This window comes from Polaromonas sp. P1_F4 (genome assembly GCF_056405675.1).
On the sequence record NZ_JBFUBP010000010.1, the window covers coordinates 147,553 to 170,427 of the forward strand.

The following is a 22,875-nucleotide window of genomic DNA, read 5'->3' on the forward strand; positions in this document are numbered from 1 at the left end:
CGTCAACGCAGACTGGAGCCGAGAGCCTGGTAAATCAGTTCAGCGCGGCGCCAGTCGTCTTCAGAGTCTATATCGACGACGCGCCAGTGTGGAATCGGCAGCCCAAGCCCTGCCGTATGCATTTTTTTGTGCGCCAACCAGGCTGCGGCCTTGCCCCAGTAAAACTGGCCGGCGTCGTGAAAACTCTTCTCGAGATCCTGGGTTCGCGTCATTTCGTGTTCCGGACTGAAAAATGTCATCTGCCCGCTGTCGAGCCGGCGCATAGCACGCTGGATCGGGTGCGCATATTCGGTCACCGGGTACACGAAGTCGGCGTCGCGCTCCAGGCAAAGGCGTAACGCGCGAGCCATGTCTTCGCCGCTGAGCAGCGGCACGCAGGGGTAGATGCAGCATGCATGTTCGACTTGCCAGCCATAATCCCTGCAGGCCTGCACCGCATGGGCGATCACCGGTACGGTCGGCGTGAAATCATCAGCGAGCTCGGCTGGCCGTGTGAACGGCGCTTCGGCTCCGGCCGAACGTGCAATCGCCAGAATTTCGGCGTCGTCAGTCGAGACCACCACATGCTCGAACAGGCCGCTTTGTAGTGCAGAGGATATCGTGCGCGCGATCATTGGCGTGCCATAGAACGGCTTGATGTTTTTGCGTGGAATGCGTTTACTGCCGCCACGCGCGGGAATAATGGCGATTTTCATGCCTCGATCTTCCCAACCTGTTCTCCGATCAATCGTCTAAGCTGATCTACACTGAGGTAGTCAGGGTTGCTGCCGCTGTCGTAAGCAAAACCGGGGAGAACCCTGCTGGCCTTGAAAGCCTCGCAATAGGACTCGATCGAGAAAGCGCCGGCCGAAGGCAGAATTGCGTAATAACGGCCAATGTCGACCGTATTCGGACCGTCGCTCGACGTGATCATTTCTTCATGGATCTTCTCACCGGGCCGAATCCCGACTATCTCCTGACGGCATTCGGGCGCAATCGCCGTGGCCACATCCGTAATGCGATAGGACGGTATCTTGGGAACGAGTACTTCGCCACCCCAGGCATTCTCAAGTGACCACAGCACCATATCGACACCTTCCTGTAGGGAGATGTTAAAACGGGTCATACGTTCATCGGTTATTGGCAGAACGCCGGTTTTACGCCGCTCGAGGAAAAAAGGAATTACAGAACCCCGGCTTCCCATTACATTCCCGTAGCGCACAACTGACAATCGTATGTCGCGGTTGCCGCGTATGTTGTTTGCAGCCGTGAATAGCTTATCGGAGCAAAGCTTGGTCGCTCCATATAGGTTGATCGGCGCCGCAGCCTTGTCGGTCGATAGCGCCACAACGCGTTGAACGCCGTTGGAGAAGCAAGCTTCGATCAGATTTTGTGCGCCAAGTACATTGGTCTTAATACATTCAAAGGGGTTGTATTCGGCGGCTGGCACTTGTTTGAGTGCCGCAGCGTGAACCACGATGTCGATGCCCTCCAGCGCTCGAGTAAGACGCGACTCGTCACGGACGTCGCCAATAAAATACCGAAGGGCTGGATACTGGCGTTCCGAAAATACCTGCTGCATTTCGTATTGCTTGAGTTCGTCGCGCGAAAAGATCACCAGGCGGCGTACCTCGGGGTAGCGCTCCAGCACTGTTCGCACAAAAGCTTTGCCGAACGACCCCGTGCCGCCGGTAATTAGAATGGATTTGTTGTTCAGCATAGGATGGCCGGATAAATGCTCCCTAGCTCAGGAAGATAGCGGGTACGAGCACAATGTATGAAGTCCTGGCCATTATATGAATGGCCGCTGGGCGCCTGCGGTTTTTATCGCCTCGGAATTAAAAGCGTGAAAAAAATAAACTATCACTCTGCCAGCCTTTCCATGCTTTCGTTTGATGTAGCGTTTTTGCTGGTCAGCTGGTGGTTGGCATTCTGGTTTCGCTTCAACCTCGATATTCCAGAGGACTTTGACGCTCTAATCCGCAGCAGTTACGCTCTGGTCGTTGTTGGCTACGGTATCCCCCTGATGTTTGGAGGCCTGTATCGCCATGTCTGGCGTTACACGGGCATTCCTGAGCTACGACGATTGATGATGGCCTGCGTCGTCGGTTCGTTGCTGACAGCTGCCATCGTACTTATGCTGCGCTTACCCAGTTTTCCGCGTTCGGTGCTGCTATTGCATCCGATTTTGGTGTTGATGCTGCTTGGTGGAACACGCGTTGGTTGGCGGATGCTTTTTGAGCAGAAGCATTCAATCATCGGTGCCAACCCTATTCTTATAGTCGGTACCATGCAAAATGCCTCGTCAGCATTTAACGCGTTGCGTCAGTCGCGGCAATGGTATCCGGTCGGTATCGTGTCGCCGCTAATGTCCGAGCAGGGACGTTATGTGCACCAGATTCCAGTTTTGGGAGTGGCCGAAAACATTGCAGATATTGTCAAGACCACTGATGCCAAAGCAGCGTTGATTGCTTGCCCACAGGGAACACTGGGACGGCAAGCCCTGATGCTTCAAGCTAGCGCAGCCGGACTGCCTTTACTGACAATGCCGCGGGCTGACGAATGGCTTGGAGGTGGAGACAATGCCGTCAGAAAAATCGAACTCGAGGATTTGTTGGGTCGGGATTCGGTACAACTCGACGTCAAAACCCTCGCAGAGCTTTTTTCCGGTAAGACGGTGATGATTTCGGGTGCGGGGGGGTCTATTGGCTCTGAATTGTGCCGCCAGATCGCGCGGCTCGGCGTCGCGCGAATGGTGTGCATAGACTCTTCCGAGATTGCGATTTACAAGCTGGAACAGGATTTGCGGCAGGCCTATCCCCAAATGCAGGGTCTTTACTATACGGCAAATGTGCGCGAGATCGAGCGCATACGCGCTATCGCGGTGCTGTACAAACCATCTGTGGTGTTCCATGCCGCGGCCTATAAACATGTGCCATTGATGGAGTATCACAATGAAATCGAAGCGGTCCGCACCAATATTTTGGGGACTTTGAATGTGGCGAAAGTCGCTGGCGAATGCGGCGCTGCGCGGTTTGTACTGATTTCTACGGACAAGGCGGTCAATCCGACCAATATCATGGGTGCAACCAAACGCATGGCCGAACTGGTCGTGGGGGGGGTTGCATTGGATCACTCAACAACCCAATTTGTTTCCGTCCGTTTTGGCAATGTGCTTGGTTCCAGTGGTTCGGTTGTTCCACTATTTACGGAGCAGATTGCACGGGGAGGGCCGATCACTGTCACCCATCCTGATATCGTGCGCTATTTCATGACCATACCGGAGGCGGCCCAGCTTGTGCTGCAGGCTGGGCTAATGGGAAAAAGCGGGCAAATATACGTGCTGGACATGGGTGAGCCGGTCAAGATCGCCGATCTCGCGCGCATGATGATTCGACTTTCCGGAAAGACTGAACAGGATATCCCTCTCGCATTTACCGGCTTGCGACCGGGAGAAAAGCTTTATGAGGAATTATTGGCTGATGACGAGACTACCGAACCGACACCCCATCCCAAACTGCGCATTGCCAAGATATCGGGGCGTCAAGCGGTTGCCATTGAAAGCGTAACGGATTGGATCGCTAAGGCGGGTCCGTCGCCTCTGAGTAGCGATCTTCGGGCTTGGCTCTGCAGCCACTTGCCGGAATATCGCCCCCAAATCTATTGAGATCCTACAGCGAAATTCCTGTGCGTTCCAGAATGTCGCTCACCAGCTCCAGCCTCATCAAGGGGTTGTCCAGCGCCATCAGGCGCTGCTTGAGCTCCAGCGGGATGGGTAACAGCTCGCACCAGCGGTTGGACACCCAGCCGCAATCGTCCAGCCGGTAGGGCACCAGCAGCGGCATCTGGGCCTGCGGTATGTCGCGCACCTGCAGGCTTTTGATCAAACTGCCCAGCGCGTCGGCGGTGCCCTGCAGGTCGGGCGGAACCGCGACGGGCTGGTCGTCCTGGAGCCGGGTGACGTCGGCAATCCACAGGCCATGCCTGAGTTTTTCGCGGCGGGTGATTTCAAAGCGCTGTGCACCGGTGCAGCGTATGACCATCAGGCCCGGCTGGGGGATGGAAAATTCAGTGATGGTGGCCAGGGTGCCCACGGTGCTGAAGGCCTCGTTTGCAAAGCCGTCGCCCGTGGGAGCTCCGGCATCGGCGGGCCGGCGCACCTCGGAGCCTTCGGTGAGCGAGACAACGCCGAAAGGCGCGCCGGCCTTGTGGCATTTGCCGATCATGTCAAGGTAGCGGACCTCAAAGATGCGCAGCGGCAGCACGCCGCCGGGGTACAGCACCGCACCCAGCGGGAAGAGGGGGAGGGAGCTCAGCGTCAAGGCTTCTGGCATGGTCTCATCGTGCTTTGGAGTGCGGTGAACCACATCATCCCATGTGACCCGAGCGGTGAACTTCTCGTGCGTCTAATACGCTTTGCTCCAGGGGCTTTTCGAGGGGAGGTTCTCAGCTGACGGCATCAGCCGGTTGGCGCAGCAGCATGGCCAGGGAATTGGCCACGGTCCTGCGCAGTTCCCTGCGATCGCAGATTAGGTCAACCGCGCCTTTGGTCTGCAAAAACTCGGCGCGCTGAAAGCCTTCAGGCAGCGTGACGCGCACGGTGGACTCAATGACGCGCGGGCCGGCAAAACCGATCAGGGCCTTGGGCTCGGCGATCACGATGTCGCCCACGAAAGCAAAGCCGGCGCTCACACCGCCCATGGTCGGGTCGGTCAGCACGCTGATGTAGGGCAGGCCTTTTTTGGCCAGGCGGGTCAGCGATGCATTGGTTTTGGCCATTTGCATCAGGCTTAGCAGGCCTTCCTGCATGCGTGCGCCGCCGGTGGCGGTAAAGCAGATGAAGGGCACTTTTTGCTCAATGGCCGCATGCACGCCGCGCACAAAGCGCTCGCCCACCACGCTGCCCATGCTGCCGCCCATGAAGTCAAACTCAAAGCAGGCGACCACCACGCCGATGCTGTGAACGGCGCCGCCCATCACCACCAGTGCGTCGGTTTCCTGGGTGTTTTCGAGGGCTTCTTTCAGGCGCTCAGGGTACTTGCGGCTGTCCTTGAACTTGAGGGCGTCTACGGGCAGCACTTCCTGGCCGAGTTCATAGCGGCCTTCGGGGTCCAGAAAGGCGTCCAGCCGGGCGCGTGCCCCTATGCGGTGGTGGTGGCTGCACTGCGGGCAGACATTCTGGTTTTTCTCCAGGTCGGTCTTGTAGAGCACGGCCTCGCAACTCGGGCATTTGATCCAAAGGCCTTCGGGCACACTGCGGCGCTCGGTCGGGTCAGTGGGGCTGATTTTGGGCGGGAGGAGTTTTTCTAACCAAGACATGTGTCAGTCCTTGTTGTGTCGTGCAGCGCCTGGGCGCCTATCGCTTCAATGCCTTTTGGGCTTTTTGCCGGGCGAAAAGCGCAATTATGCGCCGGTTTCACCCAGTAAAAGAGGCACCGAAAGTCAGCCTAAAGCAGTACGGATTTCTTTCAAAAAGTCATGGGCGACCGTCGCCACCTTGTCACGCGGCTGGTTTTCAATCAGCTGGATGATCTTGCTGCCGATCACGACGGCGTCGGCCACCTTGCCGATGGCTTTGGCTGTGGCAGCGTCGCGGATGCCGAAGCCCACGCCCACGGGCACGTTCACATGCTTGCGGATGCGCGGTAGCATGGCTTCCACGGCGTCCACGTCCAGCGTGCCGGCGCCTGTTACGCCCTTGAGCGACACGTAATACACGTAGCCGCTGGCGACTTCGGCCACCTGGGCCATGCGTGCATCGGTGCTGGTGGGGGCCAGCAGAAAGATCAGGTCCATACCGTGGACGCGCAGCCGGGCGGCGAATTCCACGCACTCTTCAGGCGGGTAGTCAACGATGAGCACGCCGTCCACGCCGGCCTGCGCGGCATCGCGGATAAAGGCGCTTTCGGTTTTGCTGCCGCCATGCTTGATGTCATAGCGCTCAACCGGGTTGGCGTAACCCATCAACACCACGGGAGTGGTGCTGTCTTTGGTGCGGAACTGGCGCACCATCTCCAGCACCTGAGCCAGGCCGATACCAAGGGACAAGGCCTTTTCACCGGCCTTCTGGATGACCGGACCATCGGCGCTCGGGTCGGAAAAAGGCACGCCCAGCTCAATGACGTCGGCGCCGCCGGCCACCATGCTGTGCATCAGCTCGGGGGTGATGTCGGCAAAGGGAAAGCCTGCCGTGACATAAGGAATCAAGGCTTTGCGGCCCTGGCTCTTCAGCGCGGAGAAAGTAGTGGCTATGCGGCTCATGATTGCACCCCGCTGCCCTTGGCGCCGCTGGCGTCGAACGATGCGGCCGAAGCCGCGCCGCCCTTGACGGAAAAGCCGCGCATGGAAGGCCGGTCGTAAAACTCAGCGCCTGAGAGATCCGCCACGGTTCCGATGTCCTTGTCGCCCCGGCCCGAGAGATTCACGAGCAGGCTCTGGTCAGGACGCATGGTGCGCGCCATCTTCATCGCGCAGGCCACGGCATGGCTGGATTCAAGCGCCGGGATGATGCCTTCGGTGCGGCACAGGTAGTGAAAGGCTTCCAGCGCTTCGGTGTCGGTGATGCCGACGTATTCGGCACGGCCGATGTCTTTGAGGAAGGCATGCTCGGGGCCGACACCCGGGTAGTCGAGGCCCGCGCTGATGCTGTGTGTTTCAGTGACCTGGCCATCGTCGTTTTGCAGCACATAGGTGCGGTTGCCGTGCAGCACGCCGGGCAAGCCCCGCTGCAGCGACGCCGAGTGCTTGCCGCTGTCCAGGCCTTCACCGGCAGCCTCGACGCCGATCAGGCGGGTTTTGGCGTGCTGGATGTAGGGATGGAAGATGCCCATGGCATTGCTGCCGCCGCCCACGCAGGCGATCACTGCGTCGGGTTGTTTGGTGCCGATGAACTCCGGCATCTGCTGCAGGCATTCCGTGCCGATCACGCTCTGGAAGTCGCGAACCATCATGGGGTAGGGGTGGGGGCCCGCCACCGTGCCGATGATGTAGAAGGTGTTGTCCACGTTGGCAACCCAGTCGCGCATGGCTTCGTTGAGCGCGTCTTTGAGCGTCTTGCTGCCGCTTTCGACCGGCACCACGGTGGCGCCCAGGAGGTTCATTCGGTAGACATTAGGGCTTTGGCGCTTGACGTCTTCGCTGCCCATGTAGACCACGCATTCGAGGCCGTAGCGCGCGCAGATGGTGGCCGTGGCCACACCGTGCTGGCCGGCGCCGGTTTCGGCGATGACACGCGGCTTGCCCATGCGGCGTGCCAGCATGGCTTGGCCTATGGTGTTGTTGATCTTGTGCGCGCCGGTATGGTTGAGGTCTTCGCGTTTGAGGTAAATCTGCGCGCCCCCCTGTTCACGGCTCATGCGTGCGGCATGGTAGATCGGAGAGGGGCGGCCTACGAAATGCGCCAGCTCGGAGTGGAATTCAGCGAGGAACTCCGGGTCGTGCTGGTATTTGGCGTAAGCGTCTTTGAGCTCGTTGATGGCATGCGTCAGGGTTTCTGAAACAAAACTGCCGCCGTAAATTCCGAAATGGCCTGAAACGTCAGGCTGGTGGTACTCGTACATGGTTAAGACTCTTTGCAAGTAGTTCGTCGGCGGCGCGAACGGCCGCTACAAACTGGTTGATCTTGTCGGCGCTTTTGATTCCCTTGGAAATCTCGACGCCCGAACTGACATCAACGGCCAGCGTTGTGCAACGCGGCCTGACTTGCAAAATGCCATCGATCACGTTTGCAGGCGTCAATCCACCAGACAAAACGAGGTGAGCGTTGACGTTTGGAGGAAGAAGTGACCAATTGAATGTTTTCCCGCCGCCGCCATAACCTTCGACATGAGCGTCGAGCAGGATGGCTTGTGCGGCCTTGAAGTCTTGTGCGTATTTTACGAGATCGAAGCCGGCAGGGGTTTTCGGCGTGTTTTCAGTGTTTTCTTCACCTAATGGGATGCGTGCGGCGCGCATGAAGGGCCGGCCCGCCTCCAGGCAGGTTTCGGGTGTTTCATCACCATGAAATTGCAGTAAAGCCGTTGGTATGCCTGCACATGTAGCTATGACTTTTGTAGCAGGCGCATTCACAAAAAGCAGCACCGGTGTGACAAAGGGGGGCAGGCGCCGAGCCAGCTCGGCAGCGCGTCCGGCCGTCACGTAACGTGGGCTGGCCTCGTACATCACAAAGCCGACCGCATCGGCTCCGGCCGCCACGGCTGTATCCACGTCTTCCTCACGGGTGAGGCCGCAGATCTTGATTCGGGTGCGGGTGGTGGGTGTCATGGCAACCAATCATAGGCTGCTGTGCGATTTGGGAGGCCGTAGTGGTCTTCGTAAATCGGTCCCAGGAAGTACAGGCCATCTGGTGAAAAGGTGGGCGCCGCAACATCCCTGCTGCGCGCGTCTCTTACCTCGGCCAGCCAGCCCGGCGGATAGTTGCCCTGGCCGACTGCGACCAGGCAGCCCATGATGTTGCGGATCATGTGGTGCAAAAAGGCGTTGGCCTCGAACTCGAAGCGCCAATATTTGGACCCATGACCCGCGCGCTCGGAAATGTCGATCCGGCTGATGGTTTTGACGGGAGACTTGGCTTGGCACTGCGCAGCCCGGAAAGAGCTGAAATCGTGCTCGCCAATGAGGTGCGTGACGGCCTGTCGCATCGCAGCGCCGTCCAGTGGCCGGTACACCCAGCCGACACGCCCGGCTTCCACGCTGGGCCGCACCGGCGATTCCAGCACCACGTAGGCGTACCTGCGTGCGATGGCGCTGCCGCGGCAATGGAATTCGTCGGGAACCTCGCGTGCCCATTGCACTGCGATGTCACCGGGCAAAAAGGTGTTGGTGCCGCGCACCCATGAGGCAATGTCGCGCTGCAGCGGCGTGTCAAAGTGCACGACCTGCATCAGCGCATGCACGCCAGCGTCAGTGCGCCCGCAGCAGAGGGTACGGATTGGCTGGGCAGCAAACTTGGCCAAAGCCAGCTCGAGCTTGTCTTGCACGGTATTGCCCGAGAGCTGGCTTTGCCAGCCCTCATAAGCACTACCGCTGTAGCTGACGCCGAGGGCAATCCTCACGGTTGAACCCCGGCCGGCGCGCAGTGAACGCGGTGCGTTCAGGCTGCGCTCACGCCAAGGCGTTCAGGAACGCCTGCGCCTTGACTTTCAGCGGGCCGCTGGCTTCGGCCAGCACTTCTTCGGCCAGCGAGCGGGCACCGTCAGTGTCGCCCAGCGAGCGGAATTCTTCGGCCAGCATGAACTTGGTTTCAAGCGGGTCATCCGACGAAGAAGATACTTCAAACTCAGGAGCGGGACTCTCCGTTGTTGGGCCATTCAGGTCAAGTGAAAGCGCGCCCAGGTCGAATTCCAGCATGCCGCTGTCGGCTACTGCCGGGGCCGGGGCCGGAGCAGCCTTGACCGGCGGGACCGGTTTGGCTGGCGGGACGAACGGCTCGGGTTCGAAGTTCAGGCCTTCGGACAGAAAGGAAATCTCGGGGGCAGCTTCGGCGGGCTTGGCCGCAGCAGGTGCCGGTGGCGTGGCCGCAGGCATGGCAACCGTTGCGCTGCTGAAATCCATGTTCAGGGCGGCGGGTTCCGGTTTCTTGGCAACGGGCGGGGCAACTGGTTTTGGTGCAACGGGCGCTGATATTGCCGCAGGGGTTGTGGCTGTATCAGGCTCATCACCGAGTGAGAAATCCAGGTCAAGATCAACGTCCACGGCGGGTGTTGGCGCAGGGACATTGACCGGTTGAGCCACCATGGCCACGGTACCGCCCGGGCTGAACGCCGATGTCCCGGCGGCAGAGGCTGTGCCGGCGGGCTGTCCGCCAGGCTGGTACATCGGGTTCGAAGGGTCGAGCTCGCGGCCCATCTCGGTGATGTACGCCCATTCCGGGCCATTGCCGTGGGTCAGGTTGAAGGCTTCGATGGCGACAGTTTCAAATGCCTTGCCGTCGCGGCGTTTTGCATAGATTTCCATCAGCTTGGCGTGAATTGCCACGCGCATGGGGCTGGTGCGCATCGCCTCCTTGAGGATTTCTTCCGCTTGCAGGTCGCGTCCATAAGCGAGGTACACATCGGCTTCGGCTACGGGGTCTACGTCGCCAGCGGCGTCCAATTGACTGGGCGAATACACCAGGGATGAGCCCGTGGCGTTGCCTTCATTCGTGTCAATTCTTTGGCCGCCGCTGGCGCCGAAAAAAGAATCGGGCTGCAACCTGCTTTCAAGGAAAGAGCTGTCAACCTGGGCCCCGCCGGCACGCTGGCGGTACCGGTAAAAGCCGAATCCGGCGAGCAACGCGACCAGAAGGCCTACGCCCGGCAATACCAGGGGGTTCTCCATCAGTTCGTCGAGCAGGCTGGGTTCAGGTGGCGGCGGCGGTGGCGCAACAACCGGCTTTTTGGGCGCTACTGGAGCGGCTGCGACCGGAGCGGCGGGTTCACTGGCCGCAGGGGCTGGTTGTGAAGCCGCTACAAGCGGCTCGGCGCTTGCGGCCGTCGCTGAGGCTGCAGAGGCGGGTGCCATGGCAACCGCAGGCGTCGTGCCAACTGCTGCTGCGCTGGCCGCCTGTGTGGCTGTAGCGGCTGCTTTGGTGGAGGTTGCCGATGATGCGGCGATGGAAGGCGCCGAAGCTGCCGGAGCCGCCGCGGGCACCGTGACGCTGGACGGGGCTGGAACAGCCACACCTGGCGTTTTGGCCGCGCTGGCCGCGCTGACCGCGGGTGCCGCTGCCGGACCGCTTCCGAGTTTGTTGAGCTCGTTGATATTTTTGGACAGCTCCGCGACCCGTGTCGAGGCTTCTTTGGCTTGCCGTTCCTTGGCAATCTTTTCTTCGGCGGCTGTCGCTGCCTTGCCCTTGACGGCTCCCTTGGACAGGGTGAGCTTGTCGGGGGTGGTGCTGGCAGGTGCCCGGTCTTCCACCTTGGCTTCTACCTTGCCGCCGGCCTGGCGGTCTGCGCCGGCTACCTGTGCCGCCGGCACGCCTTCTGCGAGTTTTCGGCGGAAAGTGTTGAAGTCCTTGCTTTGCGCGACGATGGTCTGGGTAGCTTCGCCGGGGGAGACGGCGCCGGCCGATTCGGCGGTCGGGATGTCCAGCACGGCGCCGGACTTGATGCGGTTGACATTGCCGCCGATGAAGGCATCCGGGTTGCTTCGGAGCAAGGCGACCAGCATCTGGTCCAGTGAAATACTGGACGGCTTGTTCTGGGCAGCGATTTTGCCTGCGGTGTCACCGGATTTGACGGTGACCTGCGTGTCGCCGGCGGGGGCTTTTTCCGCCTTTGCCGCAGGTGCCTTGGCTACGGGGGCGGGCCTGGTAGCACTGGAGCCGGGGCCTGACGGGGAATAGGGGATGGACGAAATGCCTTTGGCGGGCGGCGCGGCATTGGGCGAACCGGGGCGCGACAGCACAGGTGCAGTTGGCGCAGCTGCTGTGCCGCTACTGCCGGACCGCAGGGCCGGCGGGTCAAACAGCATGGTGTAGTCGCGTGTAATTCGCCCGTTCGACCAATTGGCCTCCAGGATGAGGTCCACGAAAGGCTCAGTAACGGGGCGGTTGCTGCTCAATCGCAGGAAAGACCGTCCGTCCGTCCGGCGTTGCAGGCTGACTTCGACGCCGGTGACCACCGTGCCGTATTCCATGCCTGCTGCCTTGAAGGCTTCTGCCGGTGCAACACCGGCTCGAAGGCTGGCTGCTTCATCGGGCTTGAGGTCCGTGATCTCGATTTCGGCGCGAAGGGGTTCACCCAGTGCCGATTGAACGGTGATCCGGCCCAGCGCAAGCGCATGGGCTTCAAGACTTGCCAGGCTGCCCAGCAATGCAATGGCACTCGCCAGGGCGCCAATACGCCAACGACCGCGTTTATTCATGGGGTTGGGAGCCTCCAGTGCTCGGTCTGCATGTAACTTTATTCTGCTTAAGCGCACAAAAACCTCGATGCGAATTTTCGAAAAACAACCTTAACATCAAGGCATTAGGCTGACAAGCTAAGACACCACTTAAGTTTTGACACATCGAGTTAGCATCAACTTACATGTTCAGGATGTTGTCAGACGACAACGCACGGAAACAAGTGGTTACGGATGAGCGGCCGCATGTTGGCAACCGCTCACCCCGAATTATTCACCCCTGAAGCAGTATACGGAGCATGCGGCGCAGCGGTTCGGCCGCACCCCAGAGCAACTGATCGCCCACGGTGAAGGCACCGAGGTAGTCGGGACCCATGGCCAGTTTGCGCAGGCGACCCACCGGAATCTGCATGGTGCCCGTCACGGCGACTGGTGTGAGGTCCTTGATGGAGGCCTCGCGTGTGTTGGGTACAACTTTGACCCACTGGTTGTCTGCGGCGATCATGGCCTCGATATCGGCCAGCGGCACGTCCTTCTTCAGCTTGAAGGTCAGGGCCTGACTGTGGCAGCGCATCGCGCCTATGCGCACACAGAAGCCGTCGACCGGCGTTTCGGCCGTGCCGAAACCAGCGCCCTGGCCCAGAATCTTGTTGGTTTCTGCGCCGCCCTTCCATTCTTCCCTGCTCATGCCGTTACCCAGGTCCTTGTCGATCCAGGGGATCAGCGAGCCACCTAGCGGCACGCCGAAATTGGCCGTCTCATCGCTATTCAGTGATTGCTGTTTGGCCAGCACGCGGCGGTCGATTTCCAGGATGGCTGATTTGGGATCGTCCAGCAAGGCGCGGACTTCGCTATTGAGCGTGCCATATTGCGTCAGCAGCTCGCGCATGTGCTGGGCGCCGCCGCCGGACGCCGCCTGGTAGGTCATGCTGGTCATCCATTCGACGAGGCCCGCCTTGTACAGCGCACCCACGCCCATCAGCATGCAGCTCACCGTGCAGTTGCCGCCAATCCAGTTCTTGCCGCCCTTGGCCATGGCGTTCTGGATGACCGGGAGATTAACCGGATCCAGGATGATGATGGCGTCGTCGTTCATGCGCAGCGTGGAGGCGGCGTCAATCCAGTGGCCGTTCCAGCCGGCTGCACGCAACTTGGGGAAAACCTCGGAGGTGTAATCGCCGCCCTGGGCGGTGATGATGATGTCGCACTTCTTCAGGGCTTCAATGTCGAAGGCGTTTTTCAGCGTGGTTTCGTTCCTGGCCTGGGCCGGGGCCTTGCCGCCGGCGTTGGAGGTCGAGAAGAAAACCGGCTCGATCAGGTCGAAGTCGCCTTCGGCCTGCATGCGGTCGATCAGGACCGAGCCGACCATGCCGCGCCAGCCGACGAGTCCTGTGAGGTTGCCTTTGAGTTTCATTGGAACTGCCCTTCAAAAAGTCAAAAATAAGGCTTTTTGGCCCGGCTCATCGAGCCGGCAGGGCACGACGAACCAGGCTTGCTAGCCTTTAATGGTGGTCGTTTTGGTGATCTGGATAAAAACCGGCGCAGCGCCAATCGCGCGCAAAGCGGCGACAAAGCGGGTGGATGCGGGGTTTTTAAACATGTGGAAATTTTAGCCGATATGGCTTTCCTGGTGGAAGAGGGGTGCGGGAGCAGCTTTTTGCCGAAATTTAAATCACTCTATTTGGGAAGAATCAAGACTGGAACCGCACCGCCCGGGAGGTAAAGGAATTGAAAGGTTTGGGCTTCAGCAGGCAGGGTCATTGTCGTAATGATGTCCCTTTTATTTCCGGTGGCATCAATCAACTGGAATTCAAATGCCCCGCCAAAGCCAAATGATCCCTCCAGCCTGGCACGAAGCCAGTAGGACGAGTTTGCCTTGAGATCAAGTTCAATATCGCCGTTTGCTTTTCTGAAATCAGTTTGAACGTTTACCTTGAACTTGTGCTTCCCCGGCGCAAGGCAGACGGGCATGTCATTGCTTCCCACTGGGGTGCCGTCCACTGCCTGGATGCTCATGCTGCCTTGTGTTGGGGTAAAGCTCATATTTGCATGGCTGGCATCGTCGTCGATACAGGCCTGCCCCGGCAATCTGCTTTTTGCATACTTGGGGCCAGAAGCACACCCTGCCAGCATGACCAGCAGGGTAGCTACGAGGATTTTTTGAAGATGCGACATTCTTTGTCGTTACTTCAAGGCGCTGACCACCGCATCGCCCATCTCAACAGTGCCGACCTTCGTCGTGCCTTCGCTATAGATGTCAGGCGTGCGCAGGCCCTGGCTCAACACGGCGTCCACGGCTTTTTCGATGCGGGCGGCGGCTTCGGGCTGGTTCAGGCTGAAGCGCAGCATCATGGCCGCGCTCAGGATGGTGGCCAGCGGATTGGCCACGCCTTTGCCGGCAATGTCGGGTGCGCTGCCGTGGCTGGGCTCGTACAGGCCCTGGTTTTTGTCGTTCAGGCTGGCCGAAGGCAGCATGCCGATGGAGCCGGTGAGCATGGCGGCGGCATCAGACAGGATGTCGCCGAACATGTTGCCGGTGACGACCACGTCAAACTTCTTGGGCGCCTTCACCAGCTGCATCGCGGCGTTGTCCACATACATGTGGTCCAGCGCGACGTCGGGATACTGCTTGCCGACTTCGGTGACCACGTCTTTCCAGAGCTGGAAGGTTTCCAGCACGTTGGCCTTGTCGACGCTGGTGACGCGCTTGTCACGCTTGCGGGCAGCCTGGAAGGCGACGTGGGCGATGCGTTCGATCTCGGGACGCGAGTAGCGCATGGTGTCAAAAGCTTCTTCTGATCCGGGGAAATGCCCGTCGGGTGAGACGCGCCGGCCTCGGGGCTGACCGAAGTAGATGTCGCCGGTCAGCTCGCGGATGATGAGGATGTCCAGGCCTGACACCAGCTCGCGCTTGAGGCTGGAAGCATCTACCAGCTGGGCATAACAAATCGCCGGACGGAAGTTGGCAAACAGGCCAAGGTTTTTGCGCAGGCCCAGGATGGCCTGCTCGGGCCGCAACGGCCGGTCCAGCGTGTCGTATTTCCAGTCGCCGACCGCGCCAAACAGCACGGCGTCAGCTTCCTTGGCTAATTTGAGCGTGCTTTCGGGCAAGGGATGGCCATGGGCCTCGTATGCTGCGCCGCCGACCAGTGCGCTTTCGGTTTCAAACTTCAGGTCGAGCGCCTTCAATACCTTGACGGCTTCAGCGACGATTTCGGTGCCGATGCCGTCACCAGGGAGGATTGCGATTTTCATTTTTACTATCTTTTTTATAGCTGCTTGCGCCCGACCTTATTGGGCTGGAGCGCGATTTTGTTGTTAATTTAGCCCGCCACCGTGTGGTTCAGCCAGGGTTTGGTTGCCAGGCGCTCGGCTTCAAAGGCCTTGATCTTGTCGCTTTGGCGCAAGGTCAGGCCAATGTCGTCCAGGCCGTTGAGCAGGCAGTACTTGCGGAAAGCCTGCACGTCGAACGGCAGTTCTTCACCCTGCGGCTTGACGATCACTTGCCGTTCAAGGTCGACCGTGAGCTGGTAGCCGGGGAAGGCCAGCGCTTCGTCGAACAGCTGGGCCACCTGCGCTTCGGGCAGCACGATGGGCAGCAAGCCGTTCTTGAAGCTGTTGTTGAAGAAGATGTCGGCATAGCTGGGCGCGATGATGGCGCGAAAACCGTATTGGTCCAGCGCCCAGGGCGCGTGTTCGCGGGAGGAGCCGCAGCCGAAGTTCTTGCGCGCCAGCAGGATGGAGGCGCCGGCATAACGCGGCTGGTTCAGCACGAAGTCGGGGTTGGGCTTGCGTGTGGCCGGGTCCTGGCCGGGAAAGCCCGCGTCCAGGTAGCGCCATTCGTCAAACAGGTTGGGGCCAAAGCCCGTCTTGCGGATGGACTTGAGGAACTGCTTGGGGATGATGGCGTCGGTGTCGACGTTCTCGCGGTCCATCGGGGCGACGAGGCCCTTGTGTACGGTGAATTTCTGCATGGTGCGGCTCTTTAAGAGAATTTTCTGATGTCAACGAAGTGACCGTGCACTGCCGCCGCCGCGGCCATGGCCGGGCTGACCAAATGCGTACGCCCGCCAGCGCCTTGCCGGCCTTCGAAGTTGCGGTTGGATGTCGATGCGCAGCGCTCGCCCGGCTCCAGCCGGTCAGCGTTCATGGCCAGGCACATCGAGCAGCCTGGTTCGCGCCATTCAAAGCCGGCGGCCACAAAAATCTTGTCCAGGCCTTCGCGCTCGGCCTGTTCCTTGACCAGGCCTGAGCCCGGAACGACCAGTGCGAGCTTGACGTTCTTGGCAACCTTCTGGCCGATCTTCTTGATGACGGCGGCTGCCTCGCGCATGTCCTCGATGCGGCTGTTGGTGCAGGAACCAATGAACACCTTGTCGATGTACAAGTCGTTCAGCGCCTTGCCGGGCTCCAGGCCCATGTACTTCAGTGCGCGTTCGATGGCATCGCGCTTGTTGGCGTCTTTTTCCTTGTCGGGGTCGGGCACGCGGTCGTCAATCGACAGCACCATCTCGGGCGAGGTGCCCCAGGTGACCTGCGGCAGGATCTGGCTGGCGTCGAGCTCGACGACGGCGTCAAACTTCGCGTCGGCATCAGAGTGCAGCGTGTTCCAGTATTTCACGGCCATGTCCCATTCGACGCCGGTGGGCGAAAGCAAACGGCCCTTGACGTAGTCGATGGTTTTTTGGTCGACCGCCACCAGGCCGGCGCGGGCGCCGGCTTCAATCGCCATGTTGCAGACCGTCATGCGGCCTTCCATGCTGAGCGCACGAATCGCCGAGCCGGCGAATTCAATGGTGTAACCCGTGCCGCCTGCCGTGCCGATCTTGCCGATGATGGCCAGTACGATGTCCTTGCCCGTCAGGCCGGGGGCGAGCTTGCCTTCAACCTTCACGAGCATGTTTTTGGCTTTTTTGGCCAGCAGGGTTTGCGTCGCCATCACGTGCTCGACTTCGCTGGTGCCGATGCCATGCGCCAGCGCGCCGAAAGCGCCGTGCGTGGAGGTGTGCGAGTCACCACAGACCACCGTCATGCCGGGCAGCGTGGCGCCGCTTTCGGGGCCGATGACGTGCACGATGCCCTGGCGTTTGGAGAGGAAGGGGAAGAAGGCGGCCGCGCCGAATTCCTTGATGTTGCTGTCCAGCGTGGTGATCTGTTCCTTGCTCACCAGGTCGGTGATGCCGTCGTAGCCCAGCTCCCAGCCGGTGGTCGGCGTGTTGTGGTCGGCCGTGGCGACGATGGAGCTGATGCGCCAGACCTTGCGGCCGGCCTCGCGCAGGCCTTCAAAAGCCTGCGGGCTGGTGACTTCGTGCACCAGGTGGCGGTCGATGTAGAGGATGGCCGTGCCGTCGTCTTCGGTATGAACGACGTGCTCGTCCCAGATTTTGTCGTAGAGGGTGCGTCCCATGGGTTTCTTTCGTGGTCTCTCGTTATCGTCTGTCGTAGGGGGTGATTTTAGGCCGCTGCACCCGCAGCCATGGCTGCGGTTTTGGCGGGTTGGATTGCGCTGGTGTGCGGTGCGGCGGGCTGCGTGAGGTGTTCCACCAGCAGCCGCGCCGTCAGGGGCAGGGTGGAAAAGTCGCGCGCCACCAGCTGGATCTGGCGCTCGGCCCAGGCATCCAGCAGCGGGATGGACTCCAGCTCGCCGACACCATGCATGAGCTCAAAGGCGCGCTGCGGCATCACGCCTACGCCCAGGCCGTTGTGGATCATGCGGCACATGGCGTCCAGGCCGGTGACATGGATGCGCAGCTTGATGGTGCGGCCCAGCCGGGCGGCCGCCTCGCGCATCGCCAGGTAAATCGAGCTGTTGGAGTGCAGGCCGACCTGGTCGTAGTCCAGTGCTGCTTCAAATTTGATAGCGCCTTGCGCACACAGGGCGTGGCCTCTTGGCACAATCAGCACTAATTTATCGGTGCGGTAGGGCAGTACCTGCAGGTCACCCGCGCCGTCGGCAGTATTGCAGATGCCCAGGTCGGCCGCGCCTTCCTGCACCGCGCGGACCACCTCGGTGCTCAGATGCTCTTCCAGGTCGATCTTGATGCCCGAATGCTCACGGGTGAAGGCGCCCAGGTCTTCCGGCAAAAACTGCACGATGGCCGAGATGCTGGCGTGCACGCGCACATGGCCGCGCACACCGTCGGCGTATTCGCTGAGCTCGCTCTGCATTTTCTCGAGGCTGAACAGCACCGAGCGTGCGTGGTGGAGCAGGCTTTCGCCGGCGGGCGTCAGGTCAACACCGCGGGTGTGGCGGTACAGCAGCGGCGTGTCCAGCGTGGCTTCGAGGTCGGAAAGGCGTTTGCTCACGGCTGAGGCGGCAATGAATTCGCGCTCGGCCGCTTTACCGATGCTGCCGAGCTCGCACACGGCCACAAAGAGCTGAAGCGAGGTCAGGTCAATGCGGCGGGCAAAGTTGCGTTCGGAGCTTTTCATGGGCATGGGCGCAGTGTCATCGTGCTGAACGATGGGTAGGCGCTATTTTGCTACTACGCTTGGTGTTTTGCCATCGCAAAACGCGATGACCTGCTTGCCGAGAGGCGTTTTCAGCCCAGATCGCCGGAAATTTTGGATATTTTAAGGCTCTAGCCCAATAACGACGGGCGCAAGCAGCTATCAAAAGTATAGCAAATGACAGGTATATCGCGACTTCTTGGGTTGCGCGATAAAAAGCCTGGGGCGTAAAAAAGCCCGCCGATGCTGCCACGGGCGGGCTTTGTGTCAACGCGAGGCGGCTTAGCGCTTGGCCAGCGGCAACACCTGACGGGTCGTGGAGCCGGTGAACAACTGGCGTGGACGGCCGATCTTGTACTCGGGGTCGCCGATCATTTCGTTGAGCTGGGCAATCCAGCCGACGGTGCGGGCCAACGCGAAGATCGCCGTGAACAGCGGCACCGGGATGCCGATGGCGCGCTGCACGATGCCGGAGTAGAAATCGACGTTGGGGTAGAGCTTGCGCGACACGAAGTATTCGTCTTCCAGGGCGATTTTTTCCAGCGCCATGGCCAGCTTGAACAGCGGATCGTTTTCCAGGCCCATTTCCTTGAGCACTTCCTTGCAGGTTTCCTGCATCAGCTTGGCGCGCGGGTCGTAGTTCTTGTAGACGCGGTGACCAAAACCCATCAGCTTGACGCCGGAGTTCTTGTCCTTGACCTGCTTGATGAAGTCACCGATTTTCTCGATGCCGCCGGCTTTCTGGATGTCGCCCAGCATGTTGAGTGCCGCTTCGTTGGCGCCGCCGTGTGCCGGGCCCCAGAGGCAAGCCACGCCGGCGGCAATCGCTGCAAACGGGTTGGTGCCGGACGAACCGCACAGGCGCACCGTGGAGGTCGAGGCGTTTTGCTCGTGGTCGGCGTGCAGGATGAAGATGCGGTCCAGCGCGCGTTCGAGCACCGGGTTGACCTTGTACTCTTCGCACGGCGTGGCGAACATCATGTGCAGGAAGTTGCCGGCGTAGCTCAGGTTGTTCTTGGGGTACATGTAGGGCTGGCCCACGGTGTACTTGTAAGCCATGGCGACCAGTGTCGGCATCTTGGCGATCAGGCGGATGGCGGAGATGTCGCGGTGCTCTGGGTTCGTGATGTCGGTGCTGTCATGGTAGAAGGCTGACAAGGCGCCGACCAGGCCGGTCATGATGGCCATCGGATGCGCGTCACGGCGGAAACCGCGCAGAAAAAACTGCATCTGCTCGTTGACCATGGTGTGGTTGGTCACGCGGCTGACGAAATCTTTCTTCTGCTCGACATTGGGCAGCTCTCCGTACAGCAGCAGGTTGCAGGTTTCCATGTAATCGCAGTTGGTGGCCAGCTGCTCGATGGGGTAGCCGCGGTACAGCAGCTCGCCCTTGTCGCCGTCGATATAAGTGATGGCCGACTGGCAGGCGGCGGTCGACAGGAAACCGGGGTCATAGGTGAACATGCCGGTCTGGGCATACAGCTTGCGGATATCAACGACGTCCGGACCAACGCTGCCCTGGTACACCGGCAACTCGATGCTGGGGCTGCCGTTACTGAAGGACAGGGTGGCTTTGTTGTCAGCTAGCTTCATTTCGTGCTTCTTTCTTTCGTATCAGTGTCAATGGAGGACGGACGCGTAATCGGGGGCCGGCGCTGCGGGCTGCAGCAACTTTAAAACTTCATGGGCTTCAGAAGTAGAGGCACTTGCCTTGGCCGCTTCATCGGGCAGCTGGCCGGCAACTTTTCGTTTTAACAGCAGGTCCAGCAAATCGTTGTCGGACAAATCCATTAAATCATTTAACCCTTTAGCCTGCCTGACGGTTAGCGTGGCTTCGTGTGCCAAAAAGAAGCGCTCGATCAGCAAATCGTTTTCCAGCAGGCCGCGCCGGCAACGCCACTTGAGCTTGCTCAGGGCTCGCTCGTCCAACAGGGCGTCGGTGGTTTCCATATCGTTCAGACCGTGGAGGTTTCGCCGCCGGGCCGCCCCAAGGCGAAACGCGCCCCCTCGGGGGGCAGCGAAGTACACGAAGTGACGAGCGTGGGGGCCATATTTAGACTGTCCGCAAAACCATCATTTCCTTGATCTTGCCGATGGCTTTCGTCGGGTTCAGGCCCTTGGGGCAGACGTCGACGCAATTCATGATGGTGTGGCAGCGGAACAGGCGGTACGGGTCTTCCAGGTTGTCCAGGCGCTCGGCGGTGGCTTCGTCTCTGGAGTCGGCGATGAAGCGGTAGGCCTGCAGCAGGCCGGCCGGGCCGACGAACTTGTCGGGGTTCCACCAGAAGCTGGGGCAGGAGGTGGAGCAGCTGGCGCACAAGATGCACTCGTAGAGGCCGTTCAGCTCATCGCGCTCTTCGGGGCTTTGCAGGCGCTCTTTTTCGGGCGGCACGTTGTCGTTGATCAGGTAGGGCTTGATCGAGTTGTACTGCTTGAAGAACTGCGTCATGTCGACGATCAGGTCGCGCACCACAGGCAGGCCGGGCAGGGGCTTGAGGATGATGACCTCGGGCAGCGTGCGCATGTTGGTCAGGCACGCCAGGCCGTTCTTGCCGTTGATGTTCATCGCATCGGAGCCACACACGCCTTCGCGGCACGAGCGGCGAAAGCTGATGGTCGGATCCTGCGCCTTCAGCTTCATCAACGCGTCCAGCAGCATGCGCTCGTGGCCGTCGAGCTCCACCTCGATGGTCTGCATGTAGGGCTTGGCATCGGTGTCCGGGTCGTAGCGGTAGATCTTGAAGGTGCGTTTGGTCATGGGGTTCTCGCTTCTTGTGGGGTCGCAGGGCGTCAGGGCAGTCAGGGCAACGTCTTCAGAAAGTACGCGTCTTGAGCGGTACCGAATCGACCGTCAGGGGTTTCATCTGCACCGGCTTGTAAGCCAGGCGGCTGCCTTCGCTGTACCAGAGCGTGTGTTTGTGCCAGTCGGTGTCGTTGCGGCCGTTCGGGTGTGCGGGCGTGTCGCCGTAGTCGTCGACGGAGTGCGCACCGCGGCTTTCCTGGCGGGCTGCGGCGGACACGATGGTGGCCTGCGCTGCTTCGATCAGGTTTTCCACTTCCAGCGCTTCGATGCGCGCGGTGTTGAAAATCTTCGACTTGTCTTTGAGGCCGATGCTGTTGACGCGGGCACGCAGCGCGGCGATTTTCGTCACGCCTTCGTTCATGATGGCCTGTGTGCGGAACACACCGGCGTGCTGCTGCATGGCGGCGCGCAGGTCGTTGGCCACATCTTGCGCGTATTCGCCGTCGGTGGCGTTGTCCAGGCGCGCGATGCGGGCCAGGGTTTTGTCGGCGGCATCCGCCGGCAGCGGTTTGTGCGTGGTGGTCTTGGCGAACTCGACGATGTGGTTGCCGGCGGCCTTGCCGAACACCAGCAGGTCGAGCAGCGAGTTGGTGCCCAGGCGGTTGGCGCCGTGCACGCTGACGCAGGAGCATTCGCCCACCGCATACAGGCCGTTGACCACCTGGCTCTGGTTGTTGGCGTCCTGCGTGACAACCTGGCCATGGATGTTGGTCGGGATGCCGCCCATCTGGTAGTGGATGGTGGGCACCACGGGAATCGGTTCCTTGGTGATGTCGACGTTGGCGAAGTTGTGGCCGATCTCGAACACCGAGGGCAGGCGCTTCATGATGGCGTCCACGCCCAGGTGGGTCATGTCCAGCAGGATGTAATCCTTGTTGGGGCCGCAGCCGCGGCCTTCCTTGATTTCCTGGTCCATGGAGCGCGAGACGAAGTCGCGCGGTGCCAGGTCTTTCAGCGTGGGCGCATAACGCTCCATGAAACGCTCACCGTTGCTGTTGCGCAGAATTGCGCCTTCGCCGCGGCAGCCTTCGGTCAGCAGCACGCCGGCGCCGGCCACGCCGGTGGGATGGAATTGCCAGAACTCCATGTCTTCCAGCGGGATGCCGGCACGTGCCGCCATGCCCAGGCCGTCGCCAGTGTTGATGAAGGCGTTCGTTGACGCGGCAAAAATGCGCCCTGCGCCGCCGGTGGCCAGCAGCGTGGTCTTGGCTTCAAAAATGTGGACGTCGCCGGTTTCCATTTCGAGGGCGGTCACGCCCACGACGTCACCAGCCGAGTCGCGGATCAGGTCCAGCGCCATCCACTCGACGAAGAAGCTGGTTTTTTCCTTGACATTTTGCTGGTACAGCGTGTGCAGCATGGCGTGGCCGGTGCGGTCGGCCGCCGCGCAGGCGCGTTGCACGGGCTTTTCGCCGTAGTTGGCGGTGTGGCCGCCGAAGGGGCGCTGGTAAATCGTGCCGTCGGGGTTGCGGTCGAAAGGCATGCCCATGTGCTCGAGGTCATACACGACCTTGGGTGCTTCGCGGCACATGTATTCAATGGCATCCTGGTCGCCGAGCCAGTCGGAGCCCTTGACGGTGTCATAGAAGTGGTAGTGCCAGTTGTCTTCGCTCATGTTGCCGAGCGATGCGCCGATGCCGCCCTGGGCTGCAACGGTGTGCGAGCGGGTAGGGAACACTTTGGAAAGCACGGCCACGTTGAGGCCGGCGCGTGCCAGTTGCAGCGATGCGCGCATGCCGGAGCCGCCGGCACCGACGATGACGACGTCAAATTTGCGCTTTGGGAGTTTGGATGTTGCTGTCATGATTTTTGTGGGGTGT

General features: G+C 60.5%; 20 protein-coding genes. 1 reads left to right on the top strand and 19 read right to left on the bottom strand.

Annotated elements, in window-relative coordinates:
• Window positions 1-2: 2 nt before the first annotated feature.
• Window positions 3-695: a pseudaminic acid cytidylyltransferase gene (pseF, locus tag AC1DYQ_RS18965; RefSeq protein ID WP_477688084.1), complete on the bottom strand. Its 693-nt coding sequence runs from the start codon at window positions 693-695 to the stop codon at window positions 3-5.
• Window positions 692-1,699, bottom strand: coding sequence for a UDP-N-acetylglucosamine 4,6-dehydratase (inverting) (pseB, locus tag AC1DYQ_RS18970; RefSeq protein ID WP_477688085.1), 1,008 nt, complete (start codon window positions 1,697-1,699; stop codon window positions 692-694). Before pseB ends, pseF begins: the two co-directional genes overlap by 4 nt.
• Before the next feature lie 57 nt (window positions 1,700-1,756).
• Between pseB and AC1DYQ_RS18975 the strand changes: the two genes are divergently transcribed.
• Window positions 1,757-3,646, top strand: a complete 1,890-nt coding sequence (locus AC1DYQ_RS18975) for a polysaccharide biosynthesis protein (RefSeq protein ID WP_477688086.1) — start codon at window positions 1,757-1,759, stop codon at window positions 3,644-3,646.
• Window positions 3,647-3,650: 4 nt separating this feature from the next.
• Here the strand turns inward: AC1DYQ_RS18975 and AC1DYQ_RS18980 are convergent, their stop codons facing one another.
• From AC1DYQ_RS18980 to sdhA, 17 genes are all read right to left on the bottom strand, one after another.
• The gene (locus AC1DYQ_RS18980) at window positions 3,651-4,313 is read right to left on the bottom strand and encodes an LON peptidase substrate-binding domain-containing protein (RefSeq protein ID WP_477688087.1); all 663 of its coding nucleotides are present in this window, start codon (window positions 4,311-4,313) and stop codon (window positions 3,651-3,653) included.
• Between the two features lie 112 nt (window positions 4,314-4,425).
• Window positions 4,426-5,298, bottom strand: coding sequence for an acetyl-CoA carboxylase, carboxyltransferase subunit beta (gene accD / locus AC1DYQ_RS18985; RefSeq protein WP_477688088.1), 873 nt, complete (start codon window positions 5,296-5,298; stop codon window positions 4,426-4,428).
• A gap of 123 nt (window positions 5,299-5,421) precedes the next feature.
• Window positions 5,422-6,240 (bottom strand): tryptophan synthase subunit alpha, encoded by an 819-nt coding sequence (trpA, locus tag AC1DYQ_RS18990; protein WP_477688089.1) that lies wholly within the window; start codon window positions 6,238-6,240, stop codon window positions 5,422-5,424.
• A complete protein-coding gene (gene trpB, locus AC1DYQ_RS18995; protein WP_477688090.1) occupies window positions 6,237-7,538 on the bottom strand; it encodes a tryptophan synthase subunit beta in 1,302 nt (433 codons plus the stop codon). The genes trpA and trpB overlap by 4 nt, the downstream gene beginning before the upstream one ends.
• Complete coding sequence (locus tag AC1DYQ_RS19000; protein WP_477688091.1) at window positions 7,516-8,241, bottom strand: phosphoribosylanthranilate isomerase; 726 nt, start codon at window positions 8,239-8,241, stop codon at window positions 7,516-7,518. Before AC1DYQ_RS19000 ends, trpB begins: the two co-directional genes overlap by 23 nt.
• Complete coding sequence (truA, locus tag AC1DYQ_RS19005) at window positions 8,238-9,032, bottom strand: tRNA pseudouridine(38-40) synthase TruA (protein WP_477688092.1); 795 nt, start codon at window positions 9,030-9,032, stop codon at window positions 8,238-8,240. The genes AC1DYQ_RS19000 and truA overlap by 4 nt, the downstream gene beginning before the upstream one ends.
• Before the next feature lie 49 nt (window positions 9,033-9,081).
• Window positions 9,082-11,823, bottom strand: coding sequence for a FimV/HubP family polar landmark protein (locus AC1DYQ_RS19010; protein ID WP_477688093.1), 2,742 nt, complete (start codon window positions 11,821-11,823; stop codon window positions 9,082-9,084).
• 253 nt (window positions 11,824-12,076) lie between these two features.
• The gene (gene asd, locus AC1DYQ_RS19015) at window positions 12,077-13,216 is read right to left on the bottom strand and encodes an aspartate-semialdehyde dehydrogenase (RefSeq protein WP_477688094.1); all 1,140 of its coding nucleotides are present in this window, start codon (window positions 13,214-13,216) and stop codon (window positions 12,077-12,079) included.
• A gap of 263 nt (window positions 13,217-13,479) precedes the next feature.
• Window positions 13,480-13,977 (bottom strand): hypothetical protein, encoded by a 498-nt coding sequence (locus AC1DYQ_RS19020; protein ID WP_477688095.1) that lies wholly within the window; start codon window positions 13,975-13,977, stop codon window positions 13,480-13,482.
• A 9-nt stretch (window positions 13,978-13,986) separates the two neighbouring features.
• The gene (gene leuB, locus AC1DYQ_RS19025; RefSeq protein ID WP_477688096.1) at window positions 13,987-15,057 is read right to left on the bottom strand and encodes a 3-isopropylmalate dehydrogenase; all 1,071 of its coding nucleotides are present in this window, start codon (window positions 15,055-15,057) and stop codon (window positions 13,987-13,989) included.
• Window positions 15,058-15,125: 68 nt separating this feature from the next.
• Window positions 15,126-15,776, bottom strand: coding sequence for a 3-isopropylmalate dehydratase small subunit (gene leuD / locus AC1DYQ_RS19030; protein WP_477688097.1), 651 nt, complete (start codon window positions 15,774-15,776; stop codon window positions 15,126-15,128).
• An 11-nt stretch (window positions 15,777-15,787) separates the two neighbouring features.
• On the bottom strand, window positions 15,788-17,209 hold the full coding sequence (gene leuC / locus AC1DYQ_RS19035) for a 3-isopropylmalate dehydratase large subunit (protein ID WP_477657141.1): 1,422 nt from the start codon (window positions 17,207-17,209) through the stop codon (window positions 15,788-15,790).
• Window positions 17,210-17,256: 47 nt separating this feature from the next.
• Complete coding sequence (locus AC1DYQ_RS19040; protein WP_477688098.1) at window positions 17,257-18,234, bottom strand: LysR family transcriptional regulator; 978 nt, start codon at window positions 18,232-18,234, stop codon at window positions 17,257-17,259.
• Between the two features lie 300 nt (window positions 18,235-18,534).
• Window positions 18,535-19,845 (bottom strand): citrate synthase, encoded by a 1,311-nt coding sequence (gene gltA, locus AC1DYQ_RS19045; protein WP_477657143.1) that lies wholly within the window; start codon window positions 19,843-19,845, stop codon window positions 18,535-18,537.
• A 27-nt stretch (window positions 19,846-19,872) separates the two neighbouring features.
• The gene (locus tag AC1DYQ_RS19050; protein ID WP_477688099.1) at window positions 19,873-20,202 is read right to left on the bottom strand and encodes an FAD assembly factor SdhE; all 330 of its coding nucleotides are present in this window, start codon (window positions 20,200-20,202) and stop codon (window positions 19,873-19,875) included.
• A gap of 103 nt (window positions 20,203-20,305) precedes the next feature.
• The gene (locus AC1DYQ_RS19055) at window positions 20,306-21,010 is read right to left on the bottom strand and encodes a succinate dehydrogenase iron-sulfur subunit (protein ID WP_122955671.1); all 705 of its coding nucleotides are present in this window, start codon (window positions 21,008-21,010) and stop codon (window positions 20,306-20,308) included.
• 55 nt (window positions 21,011-21,065) lie between these two features.
• Window positions 21,066-22,859 (bottom strand): succinate dehydrogenase flavoprotein subunit, encoded by a 1,794-nt coding sequence (gene sdhA / locus AC1DYQ_RS19060; RefSeq protein ID WP_477671354.1) that lies wholly within the window; start codon window positions 22,857-22,859, stop codon window positions 21,066-21,068.
• Window positions 22,860-22,875 lie beyond the last annotated feature (16 nt).

Excerpts from the sequence above, each read along its gene's own strand:
- pseF (WP_477688084.1), bottom strand. The coding sequence starts at position 695 with ATGAAAATCGCCATTATTCCCGCGCGTGGCGGCAGTAAACGCATTCCA.
- pseB (WP_477688085.1), bottom strand. The coding sequence starts at position 1,699 with ATGCTGAACAACAAATCCATTCTAATTACCGGCGGCACGGGGTCGTTC.
- AC1DYQ_RS18975 (WP_477688086.1), top strand. The coding sequence starts at position 1,757 with ATGAAGTCCTGGCCATTATATGAATGGCCGCTGGGCGCCTGCGGTTTT.
- AC1DYQ_RS18980 (WP_477688087.1), bottom strand. The coding sequence starts at position 4,313 with ATGCCAGAAGCCTTGACGCTGAGCTCCCTCCCCCTCTTCCCGCTGGGT.
- accD (WP_477688088.1), bottom strand. The coding sequence starts at position 5,298 with ATGTCTTGGTTAGAAAAACTCCTCCCGCCCAAAATCAGCCCCACTGAC.
- trpA (WP_477688089.1), bottom strand. The coding sequence starts at position 6,240 with ATGAGCCGCATAGCCACTACTTTCTCCGCGCTGAAGAGCCAGGGCCGC.
- trpB (WP_477688090.1), bottom strand. The coding sequence starts at position 7,538 with ATGTACGAGTACCACCAGCCTGACGTTTCAGGCCATTTCGGAATTTAC.
- AC1DYQ_RS19000 (WP_477688091.1), bottom strand. The coding sequence starts at position 8,241 with ATGACACCCACCACCCGCACCCGAATCAAGATCTGCGGCCTCACCCGT.
- AC1DYQ_RS19010 (WP_477688093.1), bottom strand. The coding sequence starts at position 11,823 with ATGAATAAACGCGGTCGTTGGCGTATTGGCGCCCTGGCGAGTGCCATT.
- asd (WP_477688094.1), bottom strand. The coding sequence starts at position 13,216 with ATGAAACTCAAAGGCAACCTCACAGGACTCGTCGGCTGGCGCGGCATG.
- AC1DYQ_RS19020 (WP_477688095.1), bottom strand. The coding sequence starts at position 13,977 with ATGTCGCATCTTCAAAAAATCCTCGTAGCTACCCTGCTGGTCATGCTG.
- leuB (WP_477688096.1), bottom strand. The coding sequence starts at position 15,057 with ATGAAAATCGCAATCCTCCCTGGTGACGGCATCGGCACCGAAATCGTC.
- leuD (WP_477688097.1), bottom strand. The coding sequence starts at position 15,776 with ATGCAGAAATTCACCGTACACAAGGGCCTCGTCGCCCCGATGGACCGC.
- leuC (WP_477657141.1), bottom strand. The coding sequence starts at position 17,209 with ATGGGACGCACCCTCTACGACAAAATCTGGGACGAGCACGTCGTTCAT.
- AC1DYQ_RS19040 (WP_477688098.1), bottom strand. The coding sequence starts at position 18,234 with ATGAAAAGCTCCGAACGCAACTTTGCCCGCCGCATTGACCTGACCTCG.
- gltA (WP_477657143.1), bottom strand. The coding sequence starts at position 19,845 with ATGAAGCTAGCTGACAACAAAGCCACCCTGTCCTTCAGTAACGGCAGC.
- AC1DYQ_RS19050 (WP_477688099.1), bottom strand. The coding sequence starts at position 20,202 with ATGGAAACCACCGACGCCCTGTTGGACGAGCGAGCCCTGAGCAAGCTC.
- AC1DYQ_RS19055 (WP_122955671.1), bottom strand. The coding sequence starts at position 21,010 with ATGACCAAACGCACCTTCAAGATCTACCGCTACGACCCGGACACCGAT.
- sdhA (WP_477671354.1), bottom strand. The coding sequence starts at position 22,859 with ATGACAGCAACATCCAAACTCCCAAAGCGCAAATTTGACGTCGTCATC.